The following is a 12241-nucleotide window of genomic DNA, read 5'->3' as shown; positions in this document are numbered from 1 at the left end:
CCGGGAAAGGTGAGGAGCAGGGGATTCGGCCGAGCCGGCGATCTCCGACGCTTTCTTCGTGTCCGGCTTTTCCGCGGCTTCCTGGTGGACAGGTCGCCGGCTGCGTAGGCTGGGGGCGCTTTTCCGTTCGCGGCCGGTCCGATTTCGGCCAGGGGGTGTCCGGTACGCGTGCCATGACCGTCACCGGGCACGGAGTCGATGGGCTCGCCGGCGCGGCCGGGGATCGTGCGCGCCGGGTGCCGACCGCGGACCGTGGACGGTGCCGTTCCGCTCTTGCCGCGGCCCGCCGCCCCGTCCGGACGGGAACGTTCCGGCGCACTGTCCCCCGCGCTGACGGGAGACGGGCGTGCTCCTGGAGCCCACCCGCCCCGCAGGCCCCGGCCGCCACACGGCGAGGTGTTTCGCCGACATATTCCCGGTTTCGGACGGCGCGACGGAGGTCGGGTGCTTCCTGTGGTCCGTACCTGAATGGGAATGAACGATTCTCCTCGGCGCGGGGTCTCCGAATACGGTGCGGTGGCCGATATTGGCCCACGTTTTGCCCCGCTGACTCGTTACGCTGGTCGGTGGAGCACCTGCGTTCAAGCCATGAACCGGGCGCCACCCCCCCCAGTATCTCGGTCCATGCAGGTCGGAAGCGTTCTGCGGTTCTCTTCCCGCCTGTTGGGCGGTTTGCGAAGTACGGAGTTGTACTTTTTCGCGCCCCAGCGCGCACAGTACCTACGGGGGGATCTGTGAGGGTCAATGAAAGAGACGAAGAACACCATCTGCTCGACCGGCTGTACGCGGACTGCGTGCGGGGCAAGGGTGCGCTCGTCCTGGTGCAGGGGCCCGTCGGCAGCGGGAAGACGGCTCTGCTCCAGAGGCTCGCCCAACGGACGGCGGACCGCGGAGGCCTGTTCCTGTCGGTGACCGCTTCGGCCAGCGAACGGCTCCACATGTTCGGCCTCGTCGAGCAGTTGGCGACCGCGATGCGGGTGAGCGGCGCGGTAGCCGACCCGTTCGCCGCCAAGGAGCGCGGGGCCGCGGTCCCCGCGGGCGACAACGGGCGGAACCCGCTCGTACCGCTCGGGCTGCTGCAACGGATCAGTCGGACCGTGTGCGAGCTCGCCGAGCGGGAGCCCCTCGTCCTCGGCGTGGACGACGTGCACCTGGCCGACGAGCACTCGCTGCAGTGCCTGCGCTACCTGATACGCCGGATCGACTCGTCCGCCGTCATGATCGTGATGAGTGAGAGCTCCTGCCACCAGTCGGAACTGGCTCCCCTGCACGCCGAGACGTTGAACCTCCCCTACTGCCACGGGATCCGACTGGCCCCGCTCGGTCCGACCGGCGTCGCCGAGCAGCTCGCCGAACGCCTCGGCGGCCCGATCCCACCCCGGCGGACCGTCGAGGCGTGGGCGGCGGTCAGCGGTGGAAGCCCCTTGCTGCTGCACGCCTTGATCGAGGACCGCCTGATGGAGGACGGCCCGCCGCGCTCGGGCGGGCACGGTGGCCCTGAGGATCCGGCGCCGGGCGAGTCCTTCCGGAACGCGGTCCTGCGCTGCCTCCACCGGTGCGAACCGTCGATGGTCGACGCCGCGCGCGCCGTCGCCGTCTTCGGCGAGTCGGCCTCGCTGCCGCTGCTCGGCGAGTTCCTCGGCGGCGACACCGCATCCGTGCGACGCAGCCTCGCCGATCTGAACGCCGCCGGCCTGCTGTCGGGCATGCGGTTCCGGCACGAACGGGCGCAGCAGGCCGTGCTGTCCGATGTGGCGGCCCCGGACCTCGTCGCGATGCGCCGCCGCGTCGCCGCACTGCTCCACGAGCGCGGTGCCCCCGCGTCGGAGGTGGCCGACCAGCTCATGGCCACGCACGATTCGGTCCGGGCCGTCTGGAGGGTCGACATCCTCCGCGAGGCGGCCCGGGACGCCAGGCACTGCGGCGACCTCGGCCGGGCCGTGGCCTATCTGCGCCACGCGTCCGCGATCTGCGTGGACGAGACGCAGGAGGCACAGGTCACCGTGGCACTGGCCGAAACCCAGTGGCTCATGGACCCGGGCATGGCGCCCCGTCACCTCCACCAGCTGGGTCACCTGACCGGCGCCGGCCTGTTGACCGGGGAAAGCGCCGTGATCCCGGTCAAACAGCTGCTCTGGCGCGGTGACTTCGCCGAGGCCGACGACCTGCTGCGGATGGCCGAGGCAGGTGACGCCGAGGCCGCCGACTCCGGACGCGTCGCCGACCAGCTGACCGGAACCGCGACGTCCGCCGCCGCAACCGCGCGCAGGTGGCTGTCGTTCTGCTACCCCGGACGGGCGCGGATCGCCTTCCCGGTCCACGCCGGAGGGGTGGCCGAGGACCGGGCCGCGGACCGGGGGACGGCGACCGGGCCCGGCGCGCCGGACGCCTGGGCGAGGGGTGGTCCGGAGGGTCGTCCGGTCACCTCCTCGATCGGCTCGGGCGGCCCGCTGTCCTCGCTCGCCCTCCTGCGCCTCGCGGTGAGCCTGGCCGGGGACGAGGACGGCGACGAGCACCGGGGGGTCGACCGGGTGCTGCGCGGGACCCTCGTCGGCAGCCCGCTGCCCGCGCGCTTCCTCTCGCTGGTGTCCCTGATCCACGCCCACCGGTCGGACGAGGCGCTGACCCGGTCAGAGCGACTGCTCGAAGAGCCGGGAATCCGCCACGTCCCCGTACGGCGGGCCGTGTTGGAGACGATCCGCGCGGTGGCGGCGCTGCGCCGGGGCGACGCCACGACGGCCGGGAGGTCCGCCCGTACCGCGCTGGAGCTCGTGACCCCCTCGTCCTGGGGGGTCGTCGTCGGCCTGCCCGTGGCCCTGGCCGTCGAGGCCGCGACCGAACTGGGCGACTTCGACGGGGTCGTGCCGTACCTCAACCTGCCGGTCCCGCCGGTCATGTTCGACACCCCCTTCGCGTTGCCCTACCTCAGGGCCTTCGGCCGCTACCACCTCGCGATGGCCCGCCCGGACACGGCGCTGGCGAACTTCCGCTCGTGCGGCGACCTGATGGTGAAGTGGGGGCTGGACGGCACGGAACTCGCGGACTGGCGCAACGACGCCGCCGCGGCGCTGCTCGCGATGGGCGACGTCGGCCGGGCGAAAGCACTGATCGAGGAGCAGTTCGACCGCCTCGGCGACGGCCGGTCCCAGGCCCGGGGGACCGCACTGCGCCGCCTCGCGGCCGCCGGCCCGGTACGCGACCGTCCACCCCTGCTCCACGAGGCGGTACGCATCCTGGAGGCGTGCGGCGACCGGCTGGAACTGAGGCGGGCGAAAGCGGACCTGGCGGCCGCGTGGGCGGCGCTCGAAAGGTCGGGGACACCGGTCCGGGATCCCCACCCGACCACGCACACCGAGTCGACGGCGGTCGGGGGGAGCGAGTCGGTCCCCGAGCTCGCCGAACTCACCGATGCCGAACGCCGGGTGGGCGCGCTCGCGGTATCGGGCTGCACGAATCGCGAGATCGCCGGCCGGCTGTTCATCACGGTCAGCACCGTCGAACAGCACCTGACCAAGATCTACCGCAAGTTGAAGGTCAGGGGTCGTTCCGACCTTCCGGTGACACTCATGGAATTCGCCGACGCCCCATGTTTCCCCCAAGGGTGGTGAAAAGAAAAGACACCGTCCAAGTGAGTGGCCCGAGCGGTTGGACGACATTGTTCGAGCCGCCGCATTCATGTGATCCTGACGGAGGAAAAGCAAACCGGGTATTCGACTGAAGTCGCATGGGGGAATCCATGGTCGCACGGAGTCTTGACGACTATGCGCGCCTGGCGCTGCAAGAGCTGGACTCCGCACCATCGGAATTCCTGGCGGCCCGGGAGCGCGCGAGCGCCGGCAATCGGGAGATCTTCGGGCGGACGGGGCTGCGGCAGGGCGGGTCCGGGCAGCCGGGCCCGCCCGACACCGAGACGAAGATCCTCGGCCGCACGTGGCCGCGGCCCTTCGCCGTCGGCCCGCTGGCCGGACTGGTCCGGCCGGAGGACGAACTCGACGTGGTCCGGGCCGCCGGCCGCACCGGACTGCCCGTGATGGTGGGCGCGGCCACCGGCCGAGGTCTCGCGACGCTCGCCGCGGCGACCGACGGCCCCCTGTGGCTGCGCGTCCCCACCACCGGGGACCGCGACACCGCGGGTGGGCTGGCGCGGAGCGCGGCGGCGGCCGGCTTCGAGGCCCTGGTGCTCACGCCGGGTCCCGGCCCGTCACCCGGGCACGGCGCCGGCGCGGCGGACCTCGCGTGGCTCCGCTCGGTCGCCCCCCTTCCGCTGCTGGTCGCGGGGGTACGTACGGCCGCGGACGCGGTGCTCGCCCTCGAAGGGGGCGCCGACGGGCTCGTGGCCGAGGAACTGGCCGCACTGCCCTCCATCGCGGCGGCCGTCGCCGGGCGGGTCCCGGTCCTGCTGTACGGCGGCGTCCGGCGCGGCGCCGACATCCTGGTCTCCCTCGCCACCGGCGCCGACGCGGTGCTCCTCGACCGGCCGGTCCTGGAAGGCCTGGTCGTCGCCGGCCGCGACGGCGTCGCGGAGGTGCTCGAAGGCCTGGCCGGGGAGCTGGTGGGGGCGCTCGCCTTCACCGGAACCGGATCGGCCGCCGACGCCGGCCCGGAGCTGCTGCGCACCGCCCGCGGACCGCTGCCCACGGCCGTCGCCGCGCGCGGCGGCCGGGGTGACGCCGAGCTGAGCAAGGCCGACCTGCACACCAGCGTGTCCGACCCGGTCCTGGACACGATGAACTTCCTCAACGAGGTCACCCACCGCTACCCGGACGCCATCTCGTTCGCGCCCGGCCGCCCCTACGACGGGTTCTTCGACACCGAGGAGATCTTCACCCACATCCGCCGGTACCTCGACCACCTCGCCGAGCAGGGCAGCTCGGCCCGACAGATCCGTACGGCGATGTACCAGTACGGCCCCACGGCGGGCCAGATCCGCGAGATCATCGCTGACTCGCTGCGCGCCGACGAGAACATCGACGTGCCCGCCGCGTCGATCGTGGTGACCGTCGGCGCACAGGAGGCGATGCTGCTGGTGCTGCGTGCGCTGCTGTCCGGCCCCGACGACGTCCTCCTGGTCGCCAGCCCCTGCTACGTGGGCATCACCGGCGCGGCGCGGCTCCTGGACCTCACCGTGACCGCGGTGGAGGAGCGGGAGGAGGGGTTCTCCTGCGCCGACCTCGAAGCGGCGATCCTTCGGGAGCGCGCCCTCGGGCGACGCCCCCGTGCCTTCTACGTGATCCCCGACCACTCCAACCCGTCCGGCACCACGATGAGCACGGACACCCGTACCGAGCTGCTCGACATCGCCGAGCGGTACGGCGTCCTCCTCCTGGAGGACAGCCCGTACCGGATGGTCAGCCCCGGGACACCGCTGCCGACCCTCAAATCCCTCGACCGCTCCCGCAGCGTCGTCCATCTCGGATCCTTCGCCAAGACCGTCTTCCCCGGCGCCCGGGTCGGCTTCGCCGTCGCGGACCAGCGCGTGGTGGACGACTCCGGCCGCACCAGCCTGCTCGCCGACGAACTCGCCAAGATCAAGAGCATGGTCACGGTGAACACCTCGTCGCTGAGCCAGGCCGCCGTGGCCGGCACCCTGCTCGCCGCCGGAGGCCGGATCTCGGAGCTCAACTCCGAGGCCGCCGCCCACTACGGCGAGGCGATGCGGGCCACGCTCGCCGGCCTCGACGCACACCTGCCGGCCGTGCGACGGGAAGCCCTGGGCGTGCGCTGGAACGAGCCCACCGGCGGCTTCTTCCTCACCCTGAACGTCCCGTTCCGCGCGGACAACGAGGCACTGACCCGGTCCGCGCAGGAATACGGCGTCATCTGGACACCGATGTCGTACTTCCATCCGCAGGGCGGCGGCCACCACGGCATCCGGCTGTCCACCAGCTACCTGACGCCCGCGGAGATCGAAGAGGGAACCGCACGGCTCGCCCGCTTCATCACGGAGCAGAGCGCGCGGTCCTGAGCTCCGTACCGGCCCGGCGCCCGCGGCGCCGCCTCCGGCACGAGTCCCGCACCAGCCCGGCACCGGCCCGGCTGTCAGTCCCGAGCACACAGAAGGGCGAAGCACGTGACCAGCAGTACGACCGACCAGAAACCGCGCAGCAAGCCGCGCATGTGGGGGTGGACCTTCCGGTGACCATCAGCATCGAACGCCCCGTGGGCCTGGGCCTGGACCCGCGGACTCCGTTACAGCCCCGGATCATCGGCGTGGGCACGGCCGCATCGGGTACGACCTACACCCAGCAGGAAGTCCTCGACGCCTTCGGGATCACCGATCCCAAGGTCACTTCCGTCTTCGCCAACAGCGCGATCGACACCCGCCACCTCACCCTGCCGGAGCCGAACGAGGAAGGGGTCCGCGCCCCGGAGGCGCAGGGCGACCTCCTCGACAAGCACAAGGCGGTCGCCGTCGAGATGGCCGCCGACGCGCTGCGCGCCTGCCTCAAGCGGGCCGGCGCCGAACTGTCCGACCTGCGCCACCTGTGCGTGGTGACGACCACGGGCTTCCTCGCCCCCGGCCTCAGCGCGCACCTCATCCGCGAACTGGGCATCGACCGCCACTGCAGCCGCAGCGACATCGTCGGCATGGGCTGCAACGCGGGCCTCAACGCCCTGGGCGTCGTGTCCGGCTGGGCCACCGCGCATCCCGGCGAACTCGCCGCGGTCGTCTGCACGGAAGCCTGTTCCGCCGCCTACGTCATGGACGACACGATGCGCACCGCCGTCGTGAACAGCCTGTTCGGCGACGGCGCCGGGGCCGTCGCGCTCGTCGCGGGCGGCCGTCCGGACGAGACGGCGCCGGCGCCGCAGGGCCCCACCGTGCTCAAGTTCGCCAGCTGCATCATCCCCGAGGCGATCGATGCCATGCGCTACGACTGGGACCGGGAACAGGACCGGTTCAGCTTCTTCCTCGACCCCCAGATCCCCTACGTCGTCGGCGCACACGCCGAGATCGTCGTCGACCGGCTGCTCGAAGGCACCAGGCTGCGCAGGAGCGACATCGACCACTGGCTGGTCCACTCCGGCGGCAAGAAGGTCATTGACGCCGTGATCGTCAACCTCGGACTGACCCGCCACGACCTGCGGCACACGGTCGGGGTGCTGCGCGACTACGGCAACGTGTCGAGCGGATCGTTCCTCTTCTCGTACGAAAGGCTCCTCGACGAACAGGTCGCGAAGCCCGGCGAATTCGGTGTCCTCATGACCATGGGGCCCGGTTCCACTCTTGAGACGGCACTGGTCCAGTGGTGAAAGCGGGAGAGATGCTGAGCGAGACACTGACGCTGACGATCGACGGGACCGAGCCGCTGACGCCCGCGTCGGTCAGGGAGATCGACGCCCTCTGCGACCGCGCCGAGGACGAATCCGGCGTCGCCCTCGTGACCCTGAGGGTCACCGGCGCACCGGCGGAGGGCTGGGCCGACGGCCTGACCACCGCACTGGTCACCAAGTGGGAGCGCGTGCTGCGCCGGCTGGAGCGGCTGCCCGCGGCCACGATCGCGGCGGCCTCCGGAGACTGCGGCGGCACCGCCCTCGACGCCTTCCTGACCGCCGACGTCCGCTTCGCCGCACCGGACACCCGGCTCCGGGTCCCGCTGCACGCGGACGCGGCCTGGCCCGGGATGACCGCCTACCGGCTCGTCCAGCAGGCCGGCGCCGCCAGGGTCCGCCGCGCCGTCCTCCTCGGACTGCCGATCGAGGCGTCCGACGCCCTGGCCCTCGGACTCGTCGACGACCTGGCCGAGGACCCGTCGGACGCGGTCGAGACCACCGCCAAGCAGCTCGCCGGGCTGTCCGGCAAGGAGCTCGCCATCCGGCGCCAGCTCCTGTTCGACGCGACGTCGACCAGCTTCGAGGACGCCCTCGGGCCCCGGCTGGCGGCTTGCGACCGCGCACTGCGCCAGGGCCGCCAGGAGGCCGCCGCGTGACGACCGGCCTGCCGGCCGGGGAGGGCGCCGGATCCGGCGCCCTCTGGCCGGCCCTGACCGAAGCCGCCGAACACGCCGAGAAGGTCACGGCGTCGCTGCCGCTCCCCGGCGCGCGCTCACCACGGCAGCGGGCCGAGGCCGACGCCGCGAAGAACGCGGCCCGCGCCCTGCGCGCACGGTTCCTCGACGCCCACGCCGACGCCGTGTACGACCGGCTCACCGACGGGCGCACCACGCCCCTGCGCCTCCCCGAACTCGTCGCGGCCGCCGCGGCGGCCTTCCCGGGCCTCGTTCCCTCCGCCGAACAGCTCGCGTCGGAGCGGAGTCGGCCCCAGGCCGACAAGGAGGGCCACGAGATCGACCAGGGCATCCTCGTCCGCGCCGTCCTGCGCTCCCCGTCGGCCGGCCCGCACCTGCTGGACGCGATGCTCCGGCCGACTCCCCGTGCCCTCCGCCTGCTGCCGGAGTTCCGCCGCACCGGCCTGGTCGCCACCGACTCCGTACGGCTCGAACGCCGCGACGGCGCGGCCCATCTGACGATGTGTCGGGACGACTGTCTGAACGCCGAGGACGATCGGCAGGTCGACGACATGGAGACCGTCGTCGACCTGGCCCTGCTCGACCCGGAGGTCCGCGTGGGCGTGCTGCGCGGCGGCGAGATGACGCACCCCCGCTACCGGGGCCGGCGCGTGTTCAGCGCGGGCATCAACCTCAAGGCCCTGCACGCCGGCGACATCTCGCTCGTCGACTTCCTGCTCCGCCGCGAGATCGGCTACATCCACAAGCTCGTCCGCGGAGTCCTCACCGAGCACGACGGGTCCTGGCACACGCCCACCGTCGAGAAGCCCTGGATCGCGGCGGTGGACTCGTTCGCCATCGGCGGCGGCGCACAGCTCCTGATGGTGTTCGACCACGTGATCGCCGCGTCCGACGCCTTCCTCAGCCTGCCGGCCGCCAAGGAGGGCATCGTGCCCGGAGCCGCCAACTTCCGGCTCGGCCGGCACAGCGGCCCGCGCGTCTCCCGCCAGGTCGTGCTGCACGGCCGCCGGCTCATGGCGAGCGAGCCGGACGCCCGGACCCTGATCGACGAGGTCACCGAACCGGAAGGCGTCGACGCGGCCGTGGAACGGGCGGTGGAGCGGCTGCGGGCCCCGGCGGTCAACGCCAACCGGCGCATGCTCAACCTCGCCGAGGAACCGCCCGACGAGTTCCGGCGCTACATGGCGGAGTTCGCCCTGCAGCAGGCCCTGCGCCTGTACGGCGAGGACGTCATCGACAAGGCCGGCCGGTTCGGCGGTGGCCGCCCATGACGGACGACGCCACGAGCCCCCGGGTGCGGTACGAGAAGAAGGACCACGTCGCGTACGTCACCCTCGACCGCCCCCACGTCCTCAACGCCATGGACACCCGGATGCACGCGGAACTCGCGGACGTCTGGGACGACGTCGAGGCGGACGACGAGGTGCGGGCCGCGGTGCTCACCGGCGCCGGGGAGCGTGCCTTCACCGTCGGGCAGGACCTGAAGGAACGAGCCCGGCTCGACACGGAGGGCACCGCGCGGACGAGCTTCGGCAGCCGCGGCCAGGCCGGCTGGCCCCGGCTCACCGACCGCTTCACCCTCTCGAAGCCGGTGGTGGCCCGGGTCAACGGCTTCGCCCTCGGCGGCGGCTTCGAACTGGCCCTGGCCTGCGACATCGTCGTCGCCTCCGAGGACGCGGTGTTCGCGCTCCCCGAGGTACGGCTCGGGCTGGTCCCCGGAGCCGGCGGAGTGTTCCGGCTGTTCCGGCAGCTGCCCCAGAAGGTCGCCATGGGCCATCTGCTCACCGGCCGCCGACTCGATGCCGCGACCGCCCTGCGGTACGGACTGGTCAACGAGGTCGTCCCGGCCGGCCGGCTCGACGACTGTGTCGCGCAATGGACCGGGGACCTCGTCCGTGCCGCCCCGCTGTCGGTCCGCGCCATCCGCGAGGCGGCGCTGAAGTCCTTCGACATGCCGCTGGAGGAGGCGTTCACCGCCCGGTACTTCTGGGAGGAACGCCGCAGGCACAGCGGTGACGCGGTCGAGGGCCCGCGGGCGTTCGCCGAGAAGCGCGATCCCGTCTGGACGGGCCGCTGAACCACCCACTCCGGGTCCGCCGGCAAGCATCCCCCCCGGCTCACCGGCGGACCCGGGCTCTTTCCCACCGACGGACCACATGCGAGGAGGGGCGGACCGATGCCGGTCACCCGGATCGACGGGATCAACCTCAGTTACGACGAACACGGATCCGGCGAACCGGTCGTCATGGTCACCGGGACCGGCGCCCCCGGCCGGGTCTGGCGTTCCCACCAGGTCCCCGCCCTGAAACGCGCCGGCTACCGCGCGATCACCGTGGACAACCGGGGGATCGCGCCTTCCGATCCCTGTCCGGACGGTTTCTCCCTCGCCGACATGGTGGCCGACGTCATCGGACTCATCGAGCACCTCGGCACGACACCCTGCCGCGTCGTCGGCTTCTCCCTCGGTGCGATCGTCGTCCAGGAACTGCTGGTGGCCCGGCCCGAACTGGTCCGCCAGGCCGTCCTCATGGCCACCACCGGCCGCGCCGACACCCTGCTCAGAGCCATGTCGGCCGCCGACATCGAACTCGCCGACAGCGGAATACGGCTCCCGCCCCGCTACGCCGCCTACGTGCAGGCGATGCAGAACCTCTCGCCCGAGACGCTCGGCGACGAAGAACGGCTCCAGGACTGGCTCGGTGTGTTCGAGCTGTCGGGAGTGGACACCTCCGCGGTGCGCGGACAGCTGGGCCTGGAGATGATTCCGGACCGCCTCCGGGAATACCGGAACATCCGCGTTCCCTGCCTGGTCATCGGATTCGGAGACGACCTCGTCGTCCGCCCCGCACTGGCGCGCGAGGTGGCCGCGGCCATTCCCACCGCCACGTACACCGAGATACCCGGATGCGGCCACTACGGATATCTGGAGAAGCCCGACGCGGTGAATTCCGCGATCGTCGACTTCTTCGCCGCGGGCCCGAAAACGTGACCTTTTCCCGTGCCGAAACCCTGCCGAAACCGATGTCCTCGTAAACCTGGTGGGGCAACCCGTCCGTCAAACCCCCGCCGGACAGGTCGGGCGGGCCGCGGGAGCCACGTCTCCTCCCGCGGCCCGCGGGCGAAGGACCGGCCGGGCCGTCGCAAGGCGGCCCGACCGGTCCGGACGCCCGCCCCGCGGGACGGCCCGCACCTCGGCTACTCGGTTCGTCCGCCCTCCTCCTCCGGCTCGCCCACACGGCCGGGGAGCCGGGGACGGTGATCGCCGGCGGTGGCCTTGGCCACCATCTCGGCCAGCAGCGTGCAGGCTCGCGAGATCTCCCTCTGGGTCTGGTCGCGCTGGGTGACCGCAGCCGCGACCAGCAGCGCGGTCAGCGCGGAAGAACCGTTGAACGCCTGGAGGGTGATCATGTTGGTGAGCAGGTCATGACCGGCGAAGGGGCCTGAGCCGCGGGCCGCGGCGGCGATGGCGAAGGTCGACACCGACAGGGCGCACAGCGCCGCCCCGGCCGGCCGGAAGCGGAAGGCCGCCCAGATCAGCAGCGGGAAGCCGAGGAACATGAGCGGTGCGTCACCGGTTTCGAGGAACCCGACGAAGACCGTGGTCGCCAGGAGCAGCAGTCCCTCCGCCCAACGGGACGGCCGCGCACGTCTCGGCCACCGTGCGTAGCGCAGGACGAGCAGGACGGGCGTGACGATCAGTACGCCCATCGCGTCGCCCGTCCACCAGACCGACCACGTCGGCCAGAATTGCTCGGCGCTCAGCGCTCCGGAGAGGGCCAGGGTCCCGCTGCCCACCGTCGCGCTGATCAACATCCCGGTGAGCGCACCGAGGAAGATCAGCCCCAGGGCATCCTGCAGACGGTCCAGTTCCGTGCGGAACCCCGTACGACGGAGCAGCGCGTACGAGCAGACGGGCGCGAGGGTGTTTCCCGCCACGATCGCGAGGACGGCCGGGATCGACGGGCCGAGCGGGACGTTGACCAGGAACGCGCCCAGCGCGATTCCGGGCCAGACCCGCGGACCGCGCAGGAGCAGGCTCGCCACGGCGATCCCGGTCGGCGGCCACAGCGGGGTGACCTGGCCCCCCACCAGTTGCTGGATCAATCCCAGCTTGGCGGAGCCGTAGTACAGCGCGGCGACGGCGCAGATCTCCAGGACGGCCGGGCCGGCCTGCCGGACCCGTTCGGGCCGCGCGCCAGTCATCAGGCGATACCTCCGCATCGATATCGTCCCGGAACCCATCATCCCTCGGATCCCCCGCGTCCTCCACG

General features: G+C 72.2%; 8 protein-coding genes. 7 read left to right on the top strand and 1 reads right to left on the bottom strand.

Going from position 1 to position 12241, the window contains the following annotated elements:
- The first annotated feature begins 734 nt into the window (after positions 1–734).
- The 7 genes from ACFYZL_RS27225 to ACFYZL_RS27195 all read left to right on the top strand — a co-directional run bounded on the left by ACFYZL_RS27225 (position 735) and on the right by ACFYZL_RS27195 (position 10959).
- The gene (locus ACFYZL_RS27225; RefSeq protein WP_388682565.1) at positions 735–3608 is read left to right on the top strand and encodes a helix-turn-helix transcriptional regulator; all 2874 of its coding nucleotides are present in this window, start codon (positions 735–737) and stop codon (positions 3606–3608) included.
- 128 nt (positions 3609–3736) lie between these two features.
- Complete coding sequence (locus tag ACFYZL_RS27220) at positions 3737–5965, top strand: aminotransferase class I/II-fold pyridoxal phosphate-dependent enzyme (RefSeq protein WP_388682563.1); 2229 nt, start codon at positions 3737–3739, stop codon at positions 5963–5965.
- Positions 5966–6135: 170 nt separating this feature from the next.
- Positions 6136–7254 carry a 3,5-dihydroxyphenylacetyl-CoA synthase DpgA gene (gene dpgA, locus ACFYZL_RS27215; protein WP_388682560.1) on the top strand — a complete coding sequence of 373 codons (1119 nt, stop codon included), beginning with the start codon at positions 6136–6138 and terminating at the stop codon, positions 7252–7254.
- An 11-nt stretch (positions 7255–7265) separates the two neighbouring features.
- Complete coding sequence (dpgB, locus tag ACFYZL_RS27210) at positions 7266–7931, top strand: enoyl-CoA-hydratase DpgB (RefSeq protein ID WP_384750945.1); 666 nt, start codon at positions 7266–7268, stop codon at positions 7929–7931.
- On the top strand, positions 7928–9241 hold the full coding sequence (dpgC, locus tag ACFYZL_RS27205; protein WP_384750942.1) for a (3,5-dihydroxyphenyl)acetyl-CoA 1,2-dioxygenase DpgC: 1314 nt from the start codon (positions 7928–7930) through the stop codon (positions 9239–9241). The genes dpgB and dpgC overlap by 4 nt, the downstream gene beginning before the upstream one ends.
- Positions 9238–10047, top strand: coding sequence for an enoyl-CoA-hydratase DpgD (gene dpgD / locus ACFYZL_RS27200; RefSeq protein WP_388682556.1), 810 nt, complete (start codon positions 9238–9240; stop codon positions 10045–10047). The genes dpgC and dpgD overlap by 4 nt, the downstream gene beginning before the upstream one ends.
- 99 nt (positions 10048–10146) lie before the next feature.
- Positions 10147–10959, top strand: coding sequence for an alpha/beta fold hydrolase (locus ACFYZL_RS27195; RefSeq protein ID WP_388682552.1), 813 nt, complete (start codon positions 10147–10149; stop codon positions 10957–10959).
- Between the two features lie 206 nt (positions 10960–11165).
- On the opposite strand, the gene ACFYZL_RS27190 is transcribed toward ACFYZL_RS27195, so the two are convergent.
- The gene (locus tag ACFYZL_RS27190; protein WP_388682550.1) at positions 11166–12173 is read right to left on the bottom strand and encodes an MASE1 domain-containing protein; all 1008 of its coding nucleotides are present in this window, start codon (positions 12171–12173) and stop codon (positions 11166–11168) included.
- Positions 12174–12241 lie beyond the last annotated feature (68 nt).

Source organism: Streptomyces sp. NPDC001717, from assembly GCF_042892775.1.
Taxonomy (GTDB): domain Bacteria; phylum Actinomycetota; class Actinomycetes; order Streptomycetales; family Streptomycetaceae; genus Streptomyces.
The sequence above is the reverse complement of the archived record's forward strand: the minus strand, read 5'-3'. Positions and strand labels throughout refer to the sequence as shown.